Source organism: Vagococcus sp. WN89Y (genome assembly GCF_052220145.1).
In the GTDB taxonomy this organism is placed as follows: domain Bacteria; phylum Pseudomonadota; class Gammaproteobacteria; order Enterobacterales; family Enterobacteriaceae; genus Kosakonia.
In genome coordinates, this window is record NZ_JBQPOM010000028.1 from 34,858 (window position 1) to 58,564 (window position 23,707).

Annotated in this window: 18 protein-coding genes; 7 read left to right on the forward strand and 11 right to left on the reverse strand. The window is 54.1% G+C overall.

The window, feature by feature from the left end; translation table 11 throughout:
• Positions 1-21: 21 nt before the first annotated feature.
• Positions 22-1,461 carry an anion permease gene (locus ACTU3N_RS08840; RefSeq protein ID WP_443085752.1) on the reverse strand — a complete coding sequence of 480 codons (1,440 nt, stop codon included), beginning with the start codon at positions 1,459-1,461 and terminating at the stop codon, positions 22-24.
• A gap of 705 nt (positions 1,462-2,166) precedes the next feature.
• Here ACTU3N_RS08840 and ACTU3N_RS08845 point away from each other — a divergent pair.
• Together ACTU3N_RS08845 and ACTU3N_RS08850 are read left to right on the forward strand one after the other, a co-directional pair.
• Entirely contained in the window at positions 2,167-4,947 is a 2,781-nt protein-coding gene (locus ACTU3N_RS08845) for a flavocytochrome c (RefSeq protein ID WP_443085753.1), read from the forward strand.
• Positions 4,948-5,013: 66 nt separating this feature from the next.
• Entirely contained in the window at positions 5,014-5,976 is a 963-nt protein-coding gene (locus ACTU3N_RS08850; RefSeq protein ID WP_443085754.1) for an FAD:protein FMN transferase, read from the forward strand.
• On the opposite strand, the gene dcuR is transcribed toward ACTU3N_RS08850, so the two are convergent.
• A complete protein-coding gene (dcuR, locus tag ACTU3N_RS08855; protein ID WP_443085755.1) occupies positions 5,957-6,676 on the reverse strand; it encodes a two-component system response regulator DcuR in 720 nt (239 codons plus the stop codon). The genes ACTU3N_RS08850 and dcuR overlap by 20 nt on opposite strands.
• Entirely contained in the window at positions 6,673-8,277 is a 1,605-nt protein-coding gene (locus ACTU3N_RS08860; RefSeq protein WP_443085756.1) for a sensor histidine kinase, read from the reverse strand. The genes dcuR and ACTU3N_RS08860 overlap by 4 nt, the downstream gene beginning before the upstream one ends.
• 165 nt (positions 8,278-8,442) lie before the next feature.
• Between ACTU3N_RS08860 and ACTU3N_RS08865 the strand changes: the two genes are divergently transcribed.
• Positions 8,443-9,324, forward strand: a complete 882-nt coding sequence (locus tag ACTU3N_RS08865; protein ID WP_443085757.1) for an N-acetylmuramic acid 6-phosphate etherase — start codon at positions 8,443-8,445, stop codon at positions 9,322-9,324.
• Positions 9,325-9,616: 292 nt separating this feature from the next.
• Positions 9,617-11,260: a malate dehydrogenase (quinone) gene (gene mqo / locus ACTU3N_RS08870; RefSeq protein ID WP_443085758.1), complete on the forward strand. Its 1,644-nt coding sequence runs from the start codon at positions 9,617-9,619 to the stop codon at positions 11,258-11,260.
• A 191-nt stretch (positions 11,261-11,451) separates the two neighbouring features.
• Here mqo and uilS read toward each other — a convergent pair whose 3' ends face one another.
• On the reverse strand, positions 11,452-12,312 hold the full coding sequence (gene uilS, locus ACTU3N_RS08875; RefSeq protein ID WP_443085759.1) for a UilS family quorum-quenching N-acyl-homoserine lactonase: 861 nt from the start codon (positions 12,310-12,312) through the stop codon (positions 11,452-11,454).
• A 55-nt stretch (positions 12,313-12,367) separates the two neighbouring features.
• Positions 12,368-14,119 (reverse strand): sigma-54-dependent Fis family transcriptional regulator, encoded by a 1,752-nt coding sequence (locus ACTU3N_RS08880; protein WP_443085760.1) that lies wholly within the window; start codon positions 14,117-14,119, stop codon positions 12,368-12,370.
• A 258-nt stretch (positions 14,120-14,377) separates the two neighbouring features.
• Here ACTU3N_RS08880 and exaC point away from each other — a divergent pair, with 258 nt between their 5' ends.
• The gene (gene exaC, locus ACTU3N_RS08885; protein ID WP_443085761.1) at positions 14,378-15,898 is read left to right on the forward strand and encodes an acetaldehyde dehydrogenase ExaC; all 1,521 of its coding nucleotides are present in this window, start codon (positions 14,378-14,380) and stop codon (positions 15,896-15,898) included.
• A gap of 34 nt (positions 15,899-15,932) precedes the next feature.
• Here exaC and gap read toward each other — a convergent pair whose 3' ends face one another.
• The 4 genes from gap to ACTU3N_RS08905 form a co-directional block, all read right to left on the reverse strand.
• A complete protein-coding gene (gene gap / locus ACTU3N_RS08890) occupies positions 15,933-16,946 on the reverse strand; it encodes a type I glyceraldehyde-3-phosphate dehydrogenase (RefSeq protein ID WP_443086176.1) in 1,014 nt (337 codons plus the stop codon).
• Between the two features lie 75 nt (positions 16,947-17,021).
• On the reverse strand, positions 17,022-18,002 hold the full coding sequence (locus tag ACTU3N_RS08895) for a GlxA family transcriptional regulator (RefSeq protein WP_443085762.1): 981 nt from the start codon (positions 18,000-18,002) through the stop codon (positions 17,022-17,024).
• A 98-nt stretch (positions 18,003-18,100) separates the two neighbouring features.
• A complete protein-coding gene (locus ACTU3N_RS08900) occupies positions 18,101-18,262 on the reverse strand; it encodes a hypothetical protein (RefSeq protein ID WP_443085763.1) in 162 nt (53 codons plus the stop codon).
• Positions 18,263-18,911: 649 nt separating this feature from the next.
• Positions 18,912-19,097, reverse strand: a complete 186-nt coding sequence (locus tag ACTU3N_RS08905) for a general stress protein (protein WP_443085764.1) — start codon at positions 19,095-19,097, stop codon at positions 18,912-18,914.
• A 536-nt stretch (positions 19,098-19,633) separates the two neighbouring features.
• On the opposite strand from ACTU3N_RS08905, the gene ACTU3N_RS08910 reads away from it, so the two are divergent.
• Positions 19,634-19,843, forward strand: a complete 210-nt coding sequence (locus tag ACTU3N_RS08910; protein ID WP_443085765.1) for a hypothetical protein — start codon at positions 19,634-19,636, stop codon at positions 19,841-19,843.
• Between the two features lie 221 nt (positions 19,844-20,064).
• On the opposite strand, the gene ACTU3N_RS08915 is transcribed toward ACTU3N_RS08910, so the two are convergent.
• On the reverse strand, positions 20,065-20,661 hold the full coding sequence (locus ACTU3N_RS08915) for a TetR/AcrR family transcriptional regulator (protein WP_443085766.1): 597 nt from the start codon (positions 20,659-20,661) through the stop codon (positions 20,065-20,067).
• Between the two features lie 113 nt (positions 20,662-20,774).
• Here ACTU3N_RS08915 and ACTU3N_RS08920 point away from each other — a divergent pair, with 113 nt between their 5' ends.
• Positions 20,775-21,170 (forward strand): RidA family protein, encoded by a 396-nt coding sequence (locus ACTU3N_RS08920; protein ID WP_443085767.1) that lies wholly within the window; start codon positions 20,775-20,777, stop codon positions 21,168-21,170.
• A gap of 36 nt (positions 21,171-21,206) precedes the next feature.
• Here ACTU3N_RS08920 and katG read toward each other — a convergent pair whose 3' ends face one another.
• On the reverse strand, positions 21,207-23,390 hold the full coding sequence (katG, locus tag ACTU3N_RS08925) for a catalase/peroxidase HPI (protein ID WP_443085768.1): 2,184 nt from the start codon (positions 23,388-23,390) through the stop codon (positions 21,207-21,209).
• Positions 23,391-23,707: the final 317 nt, after the last annotated feature.

Below are 23,707 nucleotides of genomic sequence, written 5' to 3' on the forward strand. Positions count from 1 at the left end.
GGAAAGCCCGACGGTTGTGAATCAGAACATCATGGAAATCCATGGATAACCAATCAGCAGCAGCGCAGCGAGGAAGATTGCGCCAAAGATAGTACCCAGCCGCCAGTAGTCTTTAGTCGGAAGATAACCGCTACCGTAGTAAATCGGGCTTGGGCCAGTACCGTAGGGTGTGATGATGCCCATCACGCCCAGCGACGTCACCATCACCAGCACAAACACTTCCATATTGATGCCCGGAATGGTTGACGCGATAGTCAGCATGGCGGGCAGCAGGGCGGTGGTGTGCGCCGTGGTGCTGGCAAACAGATAGTGCAGCAGATAAAACGCCAGCAACAGTGCGATGGTCGCCATACCCGGAGAGATACCCACCATCAGCGCGCCGCCTTCTTTACCCAGCCAGGCGATAAAGCCGGTGGACGAGAGACCGTCTGCCAGCGCAACCAGCGTGGCGAACCAGACAAACGTATTCCACGCCGGTTTGTTACCGGTGATGTCATTCCACGTCAGCACGCCGGTCCACAGCATCAGTACCACGACCAGTAAGGCAGCCAGCGCAGGCTCAATCCAGTCGGCAGCAAAAATCCACATCAGCAGCGCGCAGCAGACGAACACTAACAGCAGGATTTCGTTGCGCGATAATTTGCCGAGTTTCTCCAGCTCACGACTGGCCCACAGCGGCACTTCATTATTCACCTTCACTTCCGGCGGGTAGAACCAGTAAGCCAGCAGCGGCATGGTAAGGATCAGCAACACACCCAGCGGCAGGAAGGCGATAAACCAGGTTCCCCAGGAGATATTCAGCCCGACGATGCTTTTAACCAGCGCAAGCGCCAGCAGGTTTGGTGCAAGGGCAGAGAGGAACATCGAACTGGTGATACAGGCGGCGGTGATGGCAACCCACATCAGATAAGAACCAATACGGCGCGCGCTTGGATCGTTAGGTTTTGAGTCATACAGCGGGGGCAGGTTAGCGATAATCGGGTAGATTGTCCCGCCGCTGCGCGCGGTATTGGATGGCGTAAAAGGTGCCAGCAGCAGATCGGCAAACGTAATGGCGTAACCGAGCGTCAGGCTGCGACGTCCAAGATATTTCACCAGAATCAGCGCCAGGCGGCGACCAAACTGCGTCTTATCGTAGCCGGCGGCAAACATAAATGCGCCGAAGATAAGCCAGACGGTTGAGTTACCGAAACCGCTGACCGCCCATTTAAAGGACTGGCCCGCCATCTTAAATTTCGGATCGGCCAACTGTTCAGGGCTGAAAAGCAGCCACTGGCTGCACAACGCAATGACAACGACGCCCGTCATCCCGATGACGGCACCGGGCAGCGGTTCGAAGATCAGACCGACAATAACGCCAACAAAAATAGCGAAATAATGCCAGGCGTAGGGAGGTAAACCTTCCGGTACTGGAACAAAAAGTAACAGTACGGCAACAATAATGGGCAGTGCCATCATCATCAGGCGTTTAATTCCTGATTTTGCACTGCTATTAACAGCAGGTGGTGGAGTTATCGTTTTCTCGTTCATATTGAGCATCTATAAGTAGTTGATAATTCATTTTGCTGTGGAGTGATGAGTTTGGTTTATTTAGTTTCAAAACTTACTTTAGTTATTTATGTGTTTTTCTCATCATTCAGCGGCAATTACTCAACGCAAATCTGACAGCGTTAAATAAAAATTTCAATATAATTATATAGTGCTCTTTCACTCAATAATACTCTTGATTAAGATCAACAAAGCGCAAAAGTGAGCGCATTTTAAATAATATGAATACCCACAGTGAGTTACATGGGTATTTTTTTATAAAAAATCTTAAATGTTAAGTAAATGTACTGAAAATAAATCTTTTTTCATCGCTTTTGTTTTTTTATTATATTGATTTATATAGCTTTATGTAATTCATTAAATCAGTGATCAGGTGATTTAAGGTGAATGCAATGTTACCGGTAATTAAAAGAATGTGAATGTATTATTTAAAAAGAATAATACAGTGTGAGTAGGTCTGTTACCCGAGGTATTAAATAGTTTCTTAACTAACGTAATTGTTTTGGAAAGTAAAAAACGCGGTATATTAACAGCCTGACTTCAGGATTAAAGAAAAATAACGAATAAATAAATCCGTCACCAAATTCATAATTTTTAAATTTAGCTGTGGAGTTTTTTATGACCTGCAACGAACGTATTTTAAGTTCATTTACATTACCGAATGGCACCGAGTTAAAAAACCGCTTATTGATGGCGCCAATGACGACCTGTACCGGGTATTATGACGGCACCGTCAGCAATGAACTGGTGGAATATTACCGCGCCCGCGCGGGCAGCATCGGCACGATTATTGTTGAGTGCTGTTTCGTCGACGATCTTGGCCCGGCCTTCCCGGGGGCGCTGGGCATTGATAACGACGAGAAAATCGCCGGGCTGGCAAAAATCGCTGCCGCGATCCAGGGTGAAGGTTCGAAAGCTATCCTGCAGATTTACCACGGCGGGCGTATGGTCGAACCGAAGCTGATTGGCGGGCGTACGCCGGTCGCTCCGAGTGCGCTGGCGGCCCCGCGTGAAGGTGCAGCTACGCCGGTGGCGCTGACCTCGGCAGAAGTCGAGGCGATGATCGGTAAGTTTGGCGACGCGGTGCGCCGTGCCATTCAGGCCGGGTTTGATGGCGTCGAAATTCACGGCGCCAATACCTATCTTATCCAGCAATTCTTTTCCCCGAACTCTAATCAGCGCGATGACGAATGGGGCGGCAGCCGCGATAACCGCGCCCGCTTCCCGCTGGCGGTGCTGGATATCACCCATAAAATAGCGCGTCAGTATGCCGACGACGCATTTATCATTGGCTACCGTTTTTCACCGGAAGAGCTGGAAGTTCCGGGAATTCGTTTCGATGACACCCTGTTTCTGCTGGAAAAACTGGCCGCGCGCGGCGTGGACTATCTGCACTTTTCTCTCGGCGCAGCGCTGCGTTCATCCATCGTGGAGACGGATTGCCCGACGCCATTGATTGAAAAATATTGCGCCATGCGCTCCGAAACCCTTGCTCAGGTGCCGATTATGGGTGTGGGCGGTATTATTAACGCCGCTGACGCCGAACAGGGCCTGGATCATGGTTATGACCTGATAGCGGTCGGGCGTGCCTGCATCGCTTACCCGGACTGGACGGATCGTATTGCGCGTGGTGAAGATCTGGAGCTTGCTATCGACAGCACCCAGCGTGAAGCATTGCTGATCCCGGAACCGCTGTGGCGCTTCTCGCTGGTAGAAGCCATGATCCGCGATATGAGCATGGGCGCGTCGAAATTTAAGCCAGGCCTGTTCGTTGAGACGGTGCAGGATGATACCAACGAGCTGGTGATTAATGTCAGCCTGGAAACCGATCGTATCGCGGATATCGCGCTTGCCTCCGGCCCGGTGCAAAACGTGGAGTTCACCAGCAGCTTTGAGGAGATCCGCAGCCGGATCCTGGATGCGAATACTCCGCATGTGGATGCTATTTCTGGCGCAACCAGTCAGAGCGAAGCGGTGAAAAAAGCCGTGTCGAAAGCGATGATCAAATCAAGCAAAGCGCTGGCCGCAGAAGAAGGCCACGATACCCACGCCGCGAAGCAGTACGACGTGGTGGTTATCGGTAGCGGCGGAGCCGGTATGGCGGCTGCTATTCAGGCGCATGATGAAGGTGTGAGCGTGCTGATGGTTGAGAAAATGTCAACCATCGGTGGCAACACCATCAAAGCCTCTGCCGGTATGAACGCCGCGGAAACGCGTTTCCAGCGTGTGAAAGATATTCAGGACAGCAAAGAATTGTTCTATCAGGAAACCCTGAAAGGCGGCGGCAATAAAAATAATCCTGAGCTGTTAAAACGCTTTGTAGAGAATGCGCCTGAAGCCATTGAGTGGCTCGCTCGTCGCGGCATTATGCTCAACGACATCACCACCACCGGCGGTATGAGCATCGATCGTACTCATCGCCCGCGTGACGGGTCGGCCGTTGGCGGCTATCTGGTCAGTGGTCTGCTGCGTAATGTGAATAAACGTGAAATCGATGTAATGCTCGATACATCGGTTGATGAAATTCTGTTTGAACAGGGTGAAGTCACCGGTGTGCGCCTGAAAACAGAAGAGGGTGAAAACCTGACAGTGCTGGCGAAAAGCGTAGTGGTCGCCACCGGGGGCTTCAGTGCCAACAGTGCAATGGTGGTGAAATATCGCCCGGATCTGGACGGTTTTGTCACCACAAACCACAAAGGTGCGACCGGCGGCGGTATTGCTCTGCTGGAACGTATCGGCGCGGGCACCGTGGATATGGGGGAAATCCAGATCCACCCGACCGTTGAGCAAAGTACCTCGTACCTGATTTCAGAATCTATCCGCGGCGGCGGCGCGATTCTGGTCAGCCAGCAGGGGCAGCGCTTCTTTAATGAGATGTCCACGCGTGACAAAGTCTCCGCCGCTATTATCGCGCTGCCGGAACATTACGCGTACATCGTGTTTGATGAGCATGTCCGGGTGAAAAATAAAGCGGCCGATGAGTATATTGCGCGTGGGCTGGTGACCAGCGCCAGCTCTCCGCGCGAACTGGCGACTAAACTGGGCATCGATTACCACGCGTTTCTTGCCACGCTTGAGCGCTACAACGGCTTTGTTGAAAAGCAGCACGATGAGGATTTTGGTCGTACTACTGCGTTGCGTGCGCCGATTAACGAAGGCCCGTTCTATGCCATCCGTATCGCGCCAGGGGTTCACCACACTATGGGCGGCGTCACCATCAATACCCAAACTGAGGTGTTGAACACGGATAAACAGGTAATTCCTGGCGCTTATGCCGCAGGTGAAGTGGTCGGTGGGCTGCATGGCGGCAACCGTATCGGCGGGAATGCGGTGGCGGATATCATTATCTTTGGTAGCCTTGCCGGGCATCAGGCTGCGCTGCGGGCGAAACGCAGCTAAACTCCCGCTTACACAGCCCGGCACATGTCGGGCTGTGTTTTTACTGCACTCACAAAGGAGCTGGCTATGCCTGATAATCGTCTCTACAGCTACGCTGCTGTGCTGATGGGTTCCCCAATCCAGCTAAAACTTTTCTCATCTGATGAAGCGCTCGCTTCCCGCGTTTTTAATCTTATTAAGAAGTACGAAGATCTTTTCACCGTTAACCGCACCCCTTCGCAGGTGATGGCAATCAACCATGCGGCCGGGTTGCACCCGGTGGTGGTGAGTCGCCCGGTTTACGAACTGATTAAATGCGCGAAGGCGGCCAGTATGTTGCCGGAAAGCGCTTTCAACCTGGCCATCGGCCCGCTGGTGAAGCTCTGGCGCATCGGTTTTAAAGGCGACAGCGTACCGCTGGCTGAAGAGATTGCCGCCCGGTTACGCCTTACCCGCGCACAGGATGTGGTGCTTGATGACGCGGCGAGCAGTGTGTATCTCACTCAGCCCGGCATGGAGATAGACCTCGGGGCGATTGCCAAAGGTTATATCGCCGACAGGGTGCGCGACTATTTACAGCAACAAGGGACGTTTACCGGGTTAATCAATCTTGGTGGCAACGTGCAGACGCTGGCAACGCCGCAGAAGACATGGTCCATCGGGCTGAAAAAACCCTTTGGCGCGGCAGATGAACTGGTCGGCACCATTGATGTGGCAAATAAGTCAGTAGTCACCTCCGGCATCTATGAGCGCTGGTTTGAGCAGGACGGGAAGCGCTGGCACCATATCCTTGACCCCCGCACAGGCTACCCGCTAGAGAACGAGCTGGAGAGCGTGACCGTTATCTCTGCCGATTCGCTCGATGGCGATATCTGGACCACGCTGCTCTTTGGCCTCGGCGTCGGGAAAGGGATGCGGGCGCTGCGCGAGCACGAGGATATTGAAGCGATTTTTATAACTAAAAACCGCGACATCATACTTTCCTCGCAGCGGCAATTTCGCTACACGCACAGCGATGATCGCTACCGGCTTATTGACTGTACTGTTTAAGAAGGTTGTATTGCTCGGCAATCAGCTGGTAACGGTATACCGGGCGGCCCGTGGCGCCGTAGTGAATGGTGGTATACAAAATATTAATTTGCGCCAGCCAGATAAGATATTTACGGCAGGATACGCGGGAGATATTCACCTCGGCGGCCAGCTCATCGGTCGAAAACTCCATCGCCGGGTTGGCGTCAATCCACTGGCAAATCGTGCGCAGCGTCTGCGCCGTCAGCCCTTTCGGCAGCCGACGCGTATCGGCCACATCCGGCGCGCCGCCGTGAATTAAACGATCCACGTCGGATTGCTCATACCAGGACTGGGCATTCATCTGTTTACGTTTTTCCCGCCAGGACGTCAGCGCCTCTTCAAAACGCGGGAACTGAAACGGCTTAATCAAATAATCCACCACGCCATAGTGCAGCGAAGTCTGAATCGTTGTGGCATCTGCCGCAGACGTTATCATAATGACGTCGGTAGCACGCCCCGACGCGCGAATAACGGGCAGCAGATCCAGCCCGCTGTCCTGCTGCATATACACATCCAGCAAAACCAAATCGATTACGTTCTGCGGATCGTTAATCATCTCCTCGGCTTGTCGTAACGTTGATGCCGTGCCGCAGCACTGAAAGCCGGAGAGCCGCGACACATACATGCGGTTCAGTTCGGCCACCATGGCATCATCGTCAACAATCAATACATTTATCACGCGTTCTTCCTTTCACTGTCCCAGGGGAGATGTACAAAAAATTGGGTGAACACACCCGGTTCAGACTCGACGCTAATGCTGCCGCCAAGCTCGTTTAACTGCTGGCTGGCGAGAAACAGCCCGACGCCCCGGTTTTCGCCTTTGGTGGAAAATCCTTTACGAAAAATTTCGCCAAGATTGCCTGGCGCAATGCCCGGCCCGTCATCGCTCACTTCACACATCAGCCAGCCCTGCTGGTAATGCAACAGCAGGCTCACTTCGCCTTCCTCCTGATTACTCATGGCGTCCAGCGCGTTCTCGATTAAATTACCGAGCACCGTCACCAGCACGGTGACCTGTTTTTCGTTGGGGTTGTCCGGCACCAGACTCTCGTCTGCTAAGGTAAGGATATATCCTCGCTCCTGTGCGCGCTGGATTTTTCCTAAAAGAAAACCGGCAACCACGGGAGATTTGATGCGATGCTGGATAGCGCCAATATCATTCTGGTAATTTTGCGCCGTTTGCAGCACATATTCTTCGAGCTTGCCGTAATTCTTTAAATTTAATAAACCGAGGATCACATGGAGTTTGTTCATAAACTCATGGGACGCAGCACGCAGGGCATCTACGTAGTTCACCATCCCATCCAGGCGCTGCAGCAGCTGGCTCACTTCAGTCTTGTCGCGAAACGTGCTGATAGCGCCGATAATCGTTTCCTGGCTGCGCACCGGCACGGTATTACTGAGCAGCAGCAGCCCGTTACACCCTATTTCCTGGTCCTGAATAGCCACACCGGTACGTAAAACTTCACGCAAATCGGCAAGGATAGGCTCATGGCCGGAATCGCCAAAACCCGCGTTGCTCAGCAGCATTTGCCGGGCGGCATGGTTGATGAGCGTTACCCGCCCCTGAGCATCAACAGCGATAACGCCTTCCTTCAGAGACTGCAACATGGCCTGGCGCTGCTTGAACTGCGCCGAAATTTCATGCGGCTCCAGTCCCAGCAAAATACGCTTGAGCACCCGCACCAGCCGCCAGGTTCCCAGCGTGCCGATGAATATGCTAAAGAGCACCATGCCTATCACCGCCCAGCGGCTGCGGCTCACCTGCTCGTTGACTTTATTTAAGGAGATACCGACTGCGACCACGCCAATTTGCTGACGCTGGTCATTATATACCGGCGTAAAAACGCGCAGTGCCGGAGCGAGCACGCCCCGGTTCACCGCCACATTCTCTTTACCCTGCAAGGCCGGAAGCAAATCGTTGCCAATAAAATTCTGCCCGATAATCTTCTGGTCAGGGTGCGAATAACGAATTCCGCGCATATCCGTGACCACGGCAAACAGCAGGTCATTTCGCTTTGTCACCGCCTGCGCCAGCGGCTGGATTGCGCTGCTGCCAGGGGGTAACAGCAGACCGCGCTTCACCTCCGGGGCATCGGCTAAGGTACGCGCAACGGCCAGCGCCGTCTCTTTGACGCCATCACGCGTGGCGTTGCTGATTTGCCAGAACCATAAGGCGAAAGCCAGCAGCAGCACGGAGCCGATAACGCTACAGACCATCAGCGTCACCGTTGTGCTGAGCTTCATCGGGCCCTTGCGTGCTTTAGACATCGTATTCATAGCAAACCTGATTGAGTGCAACGAAGCCATTATTATCACCGATGTAATCGATTTCATAAAGCCGTGGTAAAAATGCTCAAACGACCCTAAAGCGTGACCCCTTTCGCAGGTCTGTGCAGGCAATAACCTTATAGTGAGCAGGGAACTATAACGAAGGAGCAGTGTATGCATAGTCAGCCGAACGGATCACCAATAGCACGCCAAAACGCCAGCACGGTCGATATTGACCGGCTCGCCACCGACGATATGTTGGCTCTGATTAATCAGCAGGATAAATATGTTGCCGATGCTATCACCGCCTGCCTTCCTGATATTACTCGCCTGGTTGATAATGCCTGCGCCATTGTGCATCACGGTGGGCGAGTGGTGCTGGCGGGGGCGGGAGCCTCCGGGGATGCGGCATTGCAAAACGCCCGGGATTTTGCCGCCGCTGATAATCCGCTGGTGGGGCTGAGTGCTGGCAGCGGAACAACGGATTTTGCCAGCGGCGCGAGCGCGTTGCAGGCGGTTAAGTTTTCCCGCGAGGATATGGTCGTGGTGCTGACAGTCAGCGGTAACACGCCCTGGTCGCTGGGGGTTTTGCATTATGCCCGGGAGGCAGGCGCGCGCTGTGCCGTTATTACCCGAGTGGCGAACAGCGAGGCGGCGGCGCTGGCGGATATTCTGGTTGCGCCGGACAGCGGGGCGGAAGTGGTGAGCGGTTTTAATGAACCGAAAGCACGCCTGGCCCAGCAGCACGTTCTCACGATGCTAAGCACCGGGCTGGCAGTGCGTAGCGGGCGCGTCTACAGCAATTTGCGTGTTGATATTCCGGCAAGCTCGCTCTACTGGGCAGAGCGGCAGATTGCGATAGTGATGGCCGCAACAGCGTGTACGCGTGAACAGGCGAAACGCGCGCTGGCGAGCTGCCATCAACACTGCCGGGCCGCGATTGTCGTGCTGCTGACCGGCGTGAATGCCCGGCAGGCGGCAGAATTGCTGGCGGAGAACAAAGACCATGTGCGCCTGGCGATGCAGGAGGTGAAAGCGCTCAAAACGGCTTCATAAGCAAAAAATAGTGATGGCCCGGCGATATTTTCCCGGGCCAGTAGAAAAATTTCCCTGTCCTGATATTTATTTTCTCTTTTCTTTGCAACAACCCGTTTTATATTTCTACGCCTTAAAATAAATTGCGCGTGGTTTAATTCCACATAATAAGTGGATGCTCTTTTTTTAATTAAAAAAAGCGACGATTTCTTATTTCAGAAGTGTTCAGGTTTGTGAATGATATTTTAAATTAACGTAAAGATGAGTTAATATATGTTTTCACAAATCACATATGCTATGTAGCCCGATAATTATGCCTGCAATTAAAAAGACAATTATTTCTCTGAGCGCCATCGCGATGCTCGTTGGTTCTGTGACCCATGCATGGGCGCAGGAAACGCAGAAAACCGATTTTCTGCTGGTCGGTGGCGGTATTATGAGCGCCTCGCTGGGCACCTGGTTGCAGGAGCTGCAGCCAGAGTGGAAACAAGTGATGGTGGAAAAACTTGACGGCGTGGCGCTGGAGTCTTCCAACGGCTGGAATAATGCCGGTACCGGTCACTCCGCGAATATGGAACTTAACTATACGCCGCAGCGTGCAGACGGTTCTATTGATGTTACCAAAGCGCTGGAAATTAATGAGCAGTTTATGATTTCCCGCCAGTTCTGGAGTGCTCAGGTCAAGCGCGGTATTTTGAATAACCCGCACGCGTTTATTAATTCCACGCCGCACATGAGTTTTGTCTGGGGCGATAATGTGGACTACCTGGCAAAACGTTATGCCGCGTTGCAACAAACGACACTATTCCAGGGGATGAAATTCTCCACCGATCATCAGCAAATTAAACAGTGGGCGCCGCTGGTGATGGAAGGGCGCGATCCGCAGCAGAAAGTGGCGGCAACCTGGACGCCGGTCGGTACCGATGTTAACTACGGTGAAATTACCCGCCAGCTGGTGGGAAGCCTGAAAAAAAGCCCCAACTTTACCCTGCAGACCTCTTCGGAAGTCACTGAGTTTAAACGCAACGCGGACAACTCCTGGCATGTCACCATTAAAGACGTAAAAAGCGGTGACGAGCACGCCATCGATGCGAAATATGTCTTTATCGGTGCGGGCGGCGGTGCGCTGAAACTGCTGCAAAAAACCGGTATTCCTGAGGCCGACAACTATGGCGGTTTCCCGGTGGGCGGCTCCTTCCTGATGACCGAAAACCCGGCGGTCACCAGCCAGCATTTGCAGAAAGTGTACGGTCAGGCTTCCGTGGGCGCGCCGCCGATGTCGGTTCCGCATATTGATGCCCGCTTTATTGACGGCAAGCGCGTGGTGCTGTTCGGGCCTTTCGCGACGTTCTCCACCAAATTCCTCAAAAACGGTTCGTTCTGGGATCTGATGAGCAGCACCACGACCAGCAACGTGATGCCGATGACCCACGTGGGGCTGGATAACTTTGATCTGGTGAAATACCTGATTGGCCAGGTGATGCTGGACGATGACGAGCGTTTTGCGGCCCTGAAAGAGTACTACCCGCAGGCGCGTAAAGAGGACTGGAAACTTATTCAGGCCGGTCAGCGCGTGCAGATTATCAAAAAAGATGAAGAGAAAGGTGGTGTGCTGAAACTGGGTACCGAAGTGGTGGTCGATCAGCAAAAAACCATCTCTGCACTGCTCGGCGCATCGCCGGGTGCCTCTACCGCAGCACCGATTACGTTAAACGTTATCAAGAAAATGTTCCCGGAGCAGTTCAACTCGCCGCAGTGGCAGAGCAAAATCCGCCAAATCATTCCGAGCTTTGGCCAGTCGATCAACGGTAACGTTGCGCTGACCCAGCAGGTGTGGGATGACACCGCATCAACGCTGCAACTGACCAAACCGCCGGTCATTGAGATGAAAGAGAGCGTTGCTAAACCGGCCGAGCCGAAACGCGAAGACTCACCGCAGCATGATATGGCGCTCTGATACCGCCGCCGTCCGTTTCAACGGATAATACCTCTCAGCCCGGTTCCTGCCGGGCTGAATTTTACCGCCCGGTTAAATCCACTCAGAAATAACACAGCTGTTTTCTCGCCTGTTCGTGACCCGCCGACAATAATGCAGCGCAGCACATCTGCGCCGGGTCAGCGATTTTGCCGACCCGGGTTATCACGTCACTACAGGTAGCGTTCGAACCAGTTTCTTTCGACCCCGGCAATTTGCCCGAAATACTCACCGCTATAGACATCATAGTGGCGCGCCTCTTGCTCTTCGTAGAGAACTTTCTCTCTGGCGGCCAGGGCGTGATATAACGCGCGGCCTTGCTCAGGCGGGTTTATCGTATCTTTCCCGGCAATCACCACAAGCGTAGGGCAGAAAACATTTGCCGCGTAGCTCGCCGGTTTGTAATGCAGCGTTTCGCGGATAGTCAGAAAGGGAATTTTGACGTCAATTTCCGGGTAATGCTGTTTGCTTTGCTCAAAAAAAGCTTTGGTTTCGCTGTCGCTCACCACGCGTGTAATCCCGACCATCATCTCTTTGCCGGTCTCGGCCTTTTTTTGCGCCATTTTATCAAGCGTTGCAATAAAGTCGGCTTTCTCATCCGGCTCCATCGTTGCGGTGACCAGCGCTTCTCCATCGGCAAAGGCCAGCTGGCTGACGACGCACTTAATTCTCCGGTCCTGCGCGGCCACAGCGATGACATGGCAGCCGCCAAACGACGTCCCCCACAGGCCAATGCGCTCGGCATCAAGCGACGGCTGCTCCCGCACCCACGCAATCACGGCATGAATATCCTCAATCTGCCGGGCGGGTTCCAGCCGGCCTCGCTCGCCCTCGCTATCGCCAAACCCCCGGTAGTCAAACGTGATGGTGGCAAACCCGGCTTTGGCAAATACATCGGCAAAAGCAGGCAATAAGATTTTGCGAATGCCACAGAAACCCTGGCACAAAATAATCACCGGGTTGCGGTCATCAAGGGTAGGGGTGTGAAGCGTTAGCGCGATTCCATTGGCAAGCTTTATAGTTGAACTCTCCATTGATAAATTCCCTGTACATGTCCTTGTGATGCAGGCGTTTTCCTGCGCGCCTATACTAGCCTGCTGCCTGGCGTTTAACCAGCCGTCGATAAAGCGTACTGCGTGATATGCCGAGCGTTTTCGCCGCAAGGCTCATATTTCCCTGCGCCTGAGCAATTGCCTGCTGTTCATCACGCCGCGCGTCAGGTGCATCCGCCGCGCTGTCGGGTGCCGGGAGATCGGCAAGCGTAATACAATCGCCATCGTCGGCAAGCGCCATCAGTACTCTGAGCTGGCTTAACAACTGGCGCACATTGCCGGGCCAGCGGCGGCGGGCAAGTTCGTTGACCAGCGCCGGACTGAGGGTCAGGCCACGGTTTGCCGCGCCTTGTTCCTGCCAGAGTTTATGAATGAGGGTATCGATACGCGGCCATTCGCGCAGCGGCGGAATACGTAACTGAAACTCCTGGATGCGATAGAACAGATCCTCGCGAAACGCCCCCTGAGCCACCCGAGCCGCCAGATCATGGTGCGTGGCGCACATCAACGCGAAGTTGACGCGACAGGTGCTGTTCGCGCCCAGCGGCGTCACTGTTTTCTCCTGCAATACGCGCAGCAGCCGGGTTTGTAACGCCAGCGGCATATCGCCGATTTCATCAAGAAACAGTACGCCGCCCTCCGCTTCACGACACTTGCCGATATAGCCTCTGGGGCTGGCCCCGGTAAATGCGCCGGGGACGTAGCCAAACAGTTCCGACTCGATGAGATGTTCCGGCAGCGCAGCACAGTTGATGGCGACAAAATTGCCGTTGCGCCACTGGCTGTGCTCATGAAGCTGGCGCGCCAGATGCTCTTTTCCGCAGCCGGTTTCGCCGGTAATGCACAATGCTATTCCGGCGTTGACGATCCGCAGGGCTTTGTCATGTTCCGGCAGCTCCTCCTTTGCCGGGCCTGGCTTCCTGCGCCCAATGATGCGGCGTTCGGGCGGATGCTGGCGAGCATAATAGCGCCTTTCGCCAAAGGTGAGTTGCGTTTCGCCGCCGCGTAAACCTGCACCGGGGAAAAGCGCCTGCAGCGATGTTGCGCCGAAATGCTCAATACAGAGGGTAAACGCCTCCATAGCCAACTTGTTGGCGCCAAGCAGCGTGTTGTCTTCAAAAATCAGCAGCAGTTCCTGCGCGCTGCCTAGCCCGCTTGCGTCCTGATGCAGGCTCAGCAACCAGCGGTTCGCGCCCGCAGCACGGGTGGTGAGCGCATGCTCAAGCTGATAGACCGCTTGGCGGATGCGTGTTGCGGCATCCGCCAGCGGTGCGCTGGCCGGAGCGGAAAGATCCAGTACCCCCGCCACGCGCCCGTTAGGGCCAAATACTGGCGAGGCCGAGCAAAAAAGTCCGGCATTATGATTAAGAAAGTGTTGATTACCGGCGACTTCACAGTGGCGCTGCGTGGCGAGCGCGGTACCGATGGCATTTGTGCCGCGTGCCTGCTCGGCCCACATATTGCCTGGGGCGAGCGCGTAACGCTGGGCTTTTTGCAAAAAGCCACGGTTACCCCAGGTATCCAGCACCAGACCGCAGGCATCTGCGAGCACCATGATCGAGGGGCTTGCGGCAAGGCGCGGAACCAGCCGGGGGAGCAACGGGGCGATAAGTGGGCCTACCGCGTTTTGCGCCTGGGCTTCTTTGAGTACGGATGCGTTGACCCAGGGCTGGGCCTCGTCGTCTCGCGCCAGGCCATAAGCAAGGCTGCGCTGCCAGGAGTCTTCCAGCGCAACGGGCAAACTGGCTCTGGTCAGGGCTGGCACTAAGGACGGTACGGTTGGCGACATGGCTCTCTCCGTCGGTGAGTGTTGCAAATATGTAGCACAAAGGTGTTTCACATGTAGCGATGAGGGACACATTTCACGGATTTATTCCCCGGCATCCTTCACGGCATTGCAGAGTGACTCTTTGTATTCATCTGTTTTTGATGAATATTTTAGTTTTCGCGCTTGCCAGCATAAAACTGGCATAAGAGATGCTTATACAGAGACAGTCTGCGCGGTGCGCGACACCTCACCTGTACCCATAATAAAAGAGGATCTCTTATGAAATACGCACATCCTGGCCTGACGGGCGCGAAAGTCTCTTTTAAGCCGCGCTACGGCAACTACATTGGCGGCGAGTTTATTGACCCGGTTGACGGGCGTTGGTTTACCAACACCACACCGGTGACCGGAAAAGCGATTGCGGAGTTTCCGCGTTCGGGCGCAGCGGATATCGAAAAAGCGCTGGATGCCGCACACGCAGTGGCAGAAAGCTGGGGGAAAACCAGCGTTCAGGAGCGCGCCAATGTCCTGCTGGCCATAGCCGATCGCATCGAAGCGAACCTGGAAGTGCTGGCGTTAACTGAAACCTGGGATAACGGTAAGCCGGTGCGTGAAACGATGGGTGCCGATATTCCGCTGGCGGTTGACCATTTCCGCTATTTTGCTGGCTGTATCCGGGCGCAGGAAGGCACTGCCGCCGAGATAGACAGCAACACCGTGGCGTATCATATTTACGAACCGCTGGGCGTGGTGGGGCAAATCATTCCGTGGAACTTCCCGCTGCTGATGGCTGCCTGGAAACTGGCTCCGGCGCTGGCGGCCGGTAACTGCGTGGTGCTTAAACCTGCGGAACAAACGCCGCTGGGCATCTGTGTATTGATGGAGCTTATTGGCGACCTGTTGCCAAAAGGCGTGGTTAACGTGGTGCACGGTTTTGGTACCGAGGCGGGAGAGCCGCTGGCGCGCAGTAAACGCATTGCGAAGATTGCATTTACCGGTTCGACCCCGATTGGCCGCCATATTCTCTCCTGCGCGGCGGAAAACATTATCCCCAGTACCGTCGAGCTGGGCGGTAAATCGCCGAACATCTATTTTGCTGATGTGATGAATGGCGACGAGGCGTTTATCGATAAAGCGGTTGAGGGTGTGGTGCTTGGTTTCTTCAACCAGGGCGAGGTCTGTACCTGCCCGTCGCGTGTGCTGGTGCAGGAATCTATCTACCCGCAGTTTGTGGAAAAGGTCATCGCCCGCATGGAGAACATCCGCAAAGGCGATCCCTTCGATAGCGACACCATGATTGGTGCGCAAGCCTCGCAGGAGCAGTACGACAAAATCCTCTCGTACATTGATATCGCCAAAGAAGAGGGCGGGGAAATTATCACCGGCGGCGCACATATCAAGCACGGTGATGCGCTGGAAAATGGTTTCTATATACAGCCGACGCTTATCAAAGGGCATAACAACATGCGCTGTTTCCAGGAGGAGATATTCGGCCCGGTCATCGGTATTACGACCTTTAAAGATGAAGCCGAAGCGCTGCGCATCGCTAACGAGACGGAATTCGGCCTCGGTGCCGGGGTGTGGACGCTGGACATCAACCGGGCATGGCGGATGGGGCGTGGCATCAAGGCAGGGCGCGTCTGGACGAACTGTTATCACCTCTATCCGGCGCATGCCGCTTTTGGCGGGTATAAAAACTCAGGCGTCGGGCGGGAAACCCACAAGATGGCGCTCAGCCACTATCAACAGATCAAAAACCTGCTGGTCAGCTACAGCGGCACACCGCTTGGCTTGTACTAAGTGAGAAAGCGGGGCAGCGATGCCCCGCGAAGTGTTACAGACCGCGCTGTGCCATCAGTTTGCTTAAATCCACCAGCCGGTTGGAGAAGCCCCACTCGTTATCGTACCAGGCGAGGATTTTGACCAGGTTGCCGCCAATCACCAGTGTTGATAATCCATCAATGATGGACGAGCGCGGATCGCCCTGGTAATCGCTGGACACCAGCGGTTCGTCGCTGTAACCGAGGATGTCTTTCAGCGGCCCGCTGGTGGCGGCCTTACGGAAGGCATCATTCACTTCATCAACCGTCACATCACGTTTTAACGTGACGGTCAAATCGACGATGGAAACCACCGGTACCGGCACGCGCAGGGAGTAACCGGTCAACCGCCCCTCCAGCTCAGGGATAACGCGCCCCAGTGCTTTTGCCGCACCGCTGGAGTAGGGGACAATCGACAACGCAGCAGCCCGCGCGCCGCGTAAATCTTTTTCCGGCTGATCGTGCAGCGCCTGGCTGTTGGTGTAAGCGTGCGTGGTGTTCATTAAGCCGTGCTCGATACCAAAATTCTGGTGCAGCACCTGTGCCGCCGGGGCCAGGCCATTGGTGGTGCAACTGCCGTTGCTGACCACAAAGTGGCGCTGCGGATCGTACTGGGTGTCGTTAACGCCGAGCACAATCGTCAGGTCATCATTTTTACCCGGCGCAGAGATAATCACGCGTTTAGCGCCACCGCGTTCAATATGCACGGCCGCTTTCTCGCGCTCGGTAAAAAAGCCGGTCGCTTCGATAACGATATCGACTCCTGCGTCGCGCCACAGAATATTCGCCGGGTCGCGCTCGCTAAATACCCGCACCGGTTTACCATCGACAATCAACTGCCCGTCACCCGCTTCAACCGGAACGCGTAGCGTGCCGAGCAGCGAGTCATGCTTTAACAGATGCGCCAGGGTTGCGCTGTCCGTTAAATCATTGATGGCCACAATCTGTACGTCGTTATCGCTCAGCGCTGCGCGTAATACGTTGCGCCCAATTCTGCCAAAACCGTTAATACCGACCTTCACCATGATGGACTCCTTCTGTGGGGTATCTGATAACACTGTAGGCGGTGAAGGAAACGGCGTAAATGACAAAAGAGGATCAATTCAGGCCATTTTGCGGCAGTGAAAGCGCTGGCGATATTCGCCGGGAGTCAGGTGCAGCTGGCGTTCAAAAATGCGCCGCAGGTTGATGCTGTTGCCAAAACCACATTCGAGAGCGATGCGGGCGAGCGTATCGCGGGTTTGTTCAAGCTTTGCGCGGGCGGCAGCGAGGCGCGCTTCAGCGACGTAGCGTGCAGGCGGTATGCCGGTTTCGCGCGTAAAGACGCGGGTAAAATTGCGCGGACTCATGGCAACGCGCGCTGCCAGTGTCTCGACGGGCAACTCGACGGCCAGGTTGTCGGCAATCCAGGCCAGTAGGGCATTGATGGCCTCGTTACTGCTGGCCTGCGGAAGCTGGTAACGGCTGAACTGGTTCTGACCGCCGGGACGGTGCAGAAACATCACCAGATCTTGCGCTACATCGCGGGCAAGCGTGAAGCCGTAATCCGCTTCAACCAGCGCCAGCGTGAGGTCAAAACCGGAGCTGACGCCGCCGGATGTCCAGACCGGACCGTCCTGAATATACAGCGGGCCGTTTTCTACTTTGACCTGCGGATAGCATTGCTGCATGGTCTCCAGCAGCCGCCAGTGGGTGGTGGCATGCCGCTCGTTGAGCAGGCCCGTTTCGGCTAACAGCATCGCGCCGCCGCAAACAGAAACTACCCGGCGGGCATGCGGTGCGGCAAGGCGCAGCCAGTCCACCACTGCCGTGCCTTCTTCGGCATTCATTCCGCGCCCGGTGACCATAATCGTGTCCCAGGGCGTGCGCGGGTCAAGCTCCGGCAGGCGATGATCGGCCAGCAGATTCAGACCCGACATTCCGTGGATAACCGGGTGCGGCTGGGTCGTGGCGATGCTGATGTGATAGCGTGGTTCGGCGGTAACGTCAGGGCGCAGGCGGTTGGCCTGCATCAAGATGTCGGCGATACCGGCAGCTTCAAACAGCATGCTGCCATCAGGAACAATAATCAGAAAGGTCTTCATGTCCTGAAAAGTACGCCAATTACTTTTTAAGTCAATGCATAAAAAAACCGGAGGCGCAGCTCCGGAAAATATAACAAGACACAAAACATACTGGTGGCTTAGTCAGGCACCTCATCCGGCGCATCGGTTTCATCACGGTTGGCCATGGTATAGACCAGATATTGCTGGATGGGATCGAGATTTAACTCAACGTCTGCATCGCCAGAGAATTCAACACGGGTTTCGTTTATTTCTTCAGAGTGGGGGTCACGGGGTAACATGCTTACATCTCCGTTGCTCAGCAACATCGCATTTTGCTTCAATTCCCGAAGTGGCTGTGCCGCCGGGAAATCTATTGTGACGCCGGTCACAGAATGCCGCAATCAGGCAAACGCATGATCTGCTAACGCGTCTCCAGGCACGCTTGCCAAAGCTTCTGCACTCTTCAGCCGTGCTTACCATTAAGGTGCGCTGGGAAATTTCCAATTTTTCAGTGAGTTAGCTTTATTGTATTCCCTCTGAATAAACGATGATGTGACGTGGCTAATTTACAGCCGCGTCATTGACACCTGGTTTTTTATTGCCAGGGTGCCAGCTAAACCGACGGGTCAAAATTAGTCATAAATCGTGATATATTCCAGATATATTCCAGCGCAATAATGAAAATAGCAAAGAAAGTGTGGTTGTTTTTTGTTTTGGTTATTTTATGTGCACTTAAGGCATGTTGGGATAATATCAGCGTTCGGTTTTTGTACTTTATAAATAATGTTTCAGTTGCTATAAACTAGTGTGTAAGTAAATGTACAACATCTTGCCATGTATTAAAAATTAATCACCGCTACCGCTCATGACGAACAAAGAGCGAGCCGTTGCCGACTCGCTCTACATTTTACGCGTCGATAAAAGGCGTAAAATCAATTGGCCACAGCGTCATTCATTGCCCGATTTACGCCCGCCGCCGTGGCTATTCTGGCCACCTTTTTTACCTGCTTGCGAAGCACGTTGTGGATCGTTTTTAAAATTACCGCCGCTATGCTGGCCGCCTTTACGGCCTGCTTCAGCTGCTTTATCACGATTTTCGGCGAAATTACCTGAGCCGCCACGATGTTCAGCCATAATATTTCTCCTGGTTCGTTATTTAAATAAACGACAACACTTTTTAGCCGTTGTCGTCTTCGTGCAGAAATAAAACTAGCCGTTTCCTGAAAATAGTCAAACAACCTGCCGTCGTCGTTTCGATTTATTATTGTCAGGTGGTTTTCATGTTATTTTTGTGGCTGCAACGCGTTCTCCCTTTTAAATAAACAACTTAGTAATTTTCACAAAAATAACACTTAATTGCCTTGGGAATTATTACGCTGGTGGACAAAAAAACGGAGCGAGATAGTTAATTGTTTTTATTGCTTTATTTATTTCAAGGGTAAAAAAGCATAAAGATATCTTACCGTTTAGGAAAGTTCTTAAAACATCCGGTGTGCAAGTGGAGTGGGAAGGGGCGTATACACAGCCTGCGCGGCAGCGCTGGTTGGTCTGGCATGATTTTTATCTGTTGAGCGCAAAAATTAAGCGCCGGGCGCGGGGTTTTTGGCCAAACACGTCTATAAAGAAAGAGCGAGAAAATCACATAATCAGCACTGCGCGGAGAATTTTCCATGGCTATAGCAAAGGCTTATAACTTAAAGCAGGCATATCAAATGATTAGCTCAGGAAAGCATAACGAAGTCGAGTTGGCTTTTGATGTCGATGCGGATGCTTTTTTTATGTTGTCGACGAATTACGGTTTAAATGGGGTCAAAATCAGTAACCATGATCACCACTTTGTTCTGAGGCTTGAGCAGGAGAAATCCTCCGCTTCAGGCTAATACACCTAACGCAGCACCCCGTCTGTATTTCCGGCGGCGCAATCAGTCATTCGCCGCCCGGCAACGTTTTTCTTTTCATTCGCAAACCATCGCTGCGTAGCAAATTACGCGGTGATGCAGTATTGACACGCCAAAACAGCGCTTTTCCCCGCCTGAGAGGAAAGCGCCTGTTTACAAGGTTGATAGTTCGTGACGTTGTCACCGATTGGCCAGCCGCCGCGTTATGCGTCAGGAGTGGCGCGTAATCCTCCGGCCAGCAGCATAAAAGCCTCTGTCGCTTTCGCAAGCGTGGCGGGATCGTCGCTTGCCGCCACCCACAGCGCCGCATTGAGCGCTGCGCCGTTGAGCAGGCGGGCGGCGGCTTCCACATCCACAGGCTTCATGATGCCTTGTACCACCATGTCGCGTACCGCGTTGCGTGTGGCGTCCAGGCAGGCGTTCTGGCTCGGCCAACTTGAGGGATCGCCGAGAAACGCCGGGCCATCCAGCAGCACAATGCGCTGCACTTCCGGCTCCCGCGCCATCTCAATATAGGCCTTACCTTCTGCCAGCAGCCTTTGCCAGGCATCTTGCTCTTTGGTTGCTTGCGCCTTCGCACGCTGCGCCATTTCGCTGTCTACCTGCGCGACGACCGCTGCCAGCAGCCCTTTTTTGTCGCCAAAGTTATGATAGAGCGCACCGCGCGTCAGCCCGACGCTGGCGGTCAGTTCATCCATTGAGGCGTCAGCAAAACCTTTCGTGGCAAATGCCTTGCGGGCGGCCGCGATCAGTTTCGCCCGGTTCTCTTCCATTGTTTCGGCGCGACGTTTGCCTGCCATAGCTCCTCCTTTTCACATACATTGCGTATATCAATTGACATACGTCACGTATGTATGTTCTATTCATATACGCAATGTATCTCAACTTATCACTTTCAGCAAAAGGTAACGTTATGATCCCTCGTGAAACGGTCTTTCCCGCTAACCGTCATGCGCTGTATCAGGAGCATGGCTACTCCGCCGCAATTCGTTCCGGTGATTTACTTTTTGTCTCAGGGCAGGTGGGCAGTCGCGCTGATGGCAGCCCGGAGCCTGATTTTGCCGCCCAGGTGCGCCTGGCGTTTGATAATCTCGGCGCAACGCTTGCCGCCGCCGGGTGCGGCTTTGATGACCTTATTGATGTCACCAGTTTTCATACCGATCCTGAGCAGCAGTTTGCCACCGTCATGCAGGTAAAACAGGAAGTTTTCCCCAAAGCGCCTTATCCAAACTGGACAGCGGTAGGGGTGAACTGGCTGGCGGGGTTTGATTTTGAAATCAAGGTGATTGCGCGTATTCCGCAGGCATAAAAAAAGCCTGCGCTCAGCGCAGGCTTGCTATTAGCATTACAGTAAATCGAAGCGATCCAGGTTCATCACCTTCGTCCATGCGGCGACGAAGTCAGTGACAAACTTCTCTTTGCCATCGCTGCTGGCATAGACTTCAGCCAGCGCGCGCAGCACCGAGTTAGAGCCAAAAATCAGGTCGGCGCGGGTAGCGGTGTAATGCAGCTGGCCACTCTTGCGATCGCGCCCTTCGAACAGCTCCGATTTCTCATCAACCGGCTGCCAGACGGTGCGCATATCGAGCAGGTTGACGAAGAAATCCGTGCTCAGCACGCCCACCCGATCGGTGAACACCCCATGCTGGCTGCCATCGAAGTTAGCGCCCAGTACACGCATCCCGCCCACCAGCGCCGTCATTTCCGGCGCGGTAAGCGTCAACTGCTGCGCTTTATCGATAAGCAGTGTCTCGGTGCTCACGCCATCCCACACGCGGCGATAGTTACGAAAACCGTCTGCTAACGGCTCCATCAGCGCAAAGGAGTCCACATCTGTCTGATCCTGACGAGCATCCACACGCCCTGGGGTGAACGGAACCGTCACCGGAACACCTGCTTGCTCAGCGGCTTTTTCCACACCGACAACGCCTGCCAGCACAATAATGTCCGCCAGCGACGCTTTGTTGATGGATTGCTGAATACTTTGCAACGCCGGGAGCGCTTTCACCGCAAGCGCATTCACTGCCCACGATTTTTGCGGATCGAGCGCCAGGCGCGCACCGTTTGCGCCGCCGCGTTTGTCACCGCCACGGAAGGTAGAGGCAGAAGCCCAGGCAACGCTTATCAGCTCGCTGACCGACAGCCCGGACTCGGCAATGGCGGCTTTCAGGCTGGCGATATCGGCACCGTTTGGCTGATACACCGGCGCAGGCAGCGGGTCCTGCCAAATCAGGTCTTCTTTTGGCACTTCCGGCCCAATATAGCGTGATTTCGGCCCCATATCGCGGTGGGTCAGCTTAAACCAGGCGCGGGCAAAGGCTTCATTAAACGCCTGCGGATCGTTAAGGAAGCGGCGGGAAATCTTCTCGAATCCCGGGTCGAAACGCAGCGTTAAATCGGTCACCAGCATCGTTGGCTTGCGCTTTTTCGCCGGATCAAACGGGTCAGGAATAATTTCCGGCGCGTCTTTCGCTTCAAACTGAATTGCCCCTGCCGGGCTGCGGGTTTGCACCCACTCATATTTGAACAGGTTCTCGAAGAAGTAGTTGCTCCACTGGGTTGGGGTCTGCGTCCACACCACTTCCAGTCCGGAGGTGATGGCATCGGGGCCAGCACCGCTGCCGTAGTTGCTCATCCAGCCAAGACCTTGTGCTTCGATAGGCGCGGCTTCCGGCTCCGGGCCAACATGCTCAGTCGGCGAGGCGGCACCGTGGGTTTTGCCCAGCGTATGACCACCGGCTATCAGCGCGACAGTCTCTTCGTCGTTCATGCCCATGTTGCCGAAGGTTGCACGAATAGCCGCAGCGGCAGAAATGGGTTCACCGCTGGCATCCGGGCCTTCCGGGTTCACATAGATAAGCCCCATTTCGGTCGCGCCAATTGCGGCCTGGGCCAGGCTTTCAGGGTGACGGTGGGCCAGCCACTCTTTTTCGTTACCCCAGTCGATGTCCATGTCCGGTTCCCAGACATCTTCACGACCGGCGCCAAAGCCGAAGGTGCGGAATCCGGCGTTTTCCAGCGCAACGTTGCCCGCCAGGATAAACAGGTCGGCCCAGGAAATTTTCTGACCATATTTTTGCTTCACCGGCCACAGCAGGCGGCGCGCTTTGTCGAGGCTGACGTTATCAGGCCAGGAGTTGAGCGGGGCAAAACGCTGCTGCCCGCGCCCGGAGCCGCCGCGACCATCAACGGTGCGGTAGGTACCGGCGCTGTGCCATGCCATACGGATAAACAGGCCAATATAACTGCCCCAGTCAGCGGGCCACCACGACTGGGAGTCGGTCAGCACGTTGCGGATATCGGCTTTTAGCGCGGCGTAATCGAGTTTTTGAAACTCCTCGCGATAATTGAATTTCTCACCCAGGGGATTAGAACGGTTGGAGTGTTGATTTAACAAATCAACACGCAGTTGATTCGGCCACCAGTCGCTGTTAGCGGTGGTTCGCCCACCTTCTGGTTTGCTCGCCTGGTCATGGAAAGGGCATTTCCCGGCGGCGGAAGAGAGAAGTTTATCGTCTGACGTACTCATATCTGGCTCCATTGCGTGTGTTATGCCGTAACGATATACACAGCTTAAAGTTAAAGATACTTGAACTAATCTACAGATTTGATAGCTAATACCTAACAAATACGCAGGAAAATCACACAAAAAACGACGGAAATAACTGCTGATTAACGTAGCAACTTCTGCTGCTCTGTTCAGGATTTTTAGCGATTTATTTGACGCTGTGCAGATTCTGAATATGCCAGGAAACAAAACGGCTGCTGATGGCCTCAGCAACGCACAGTTATTAACCGCTTGTGACCTTTTCGCCTGTTGAAACACCTGCCGTGTACTACTTTCAT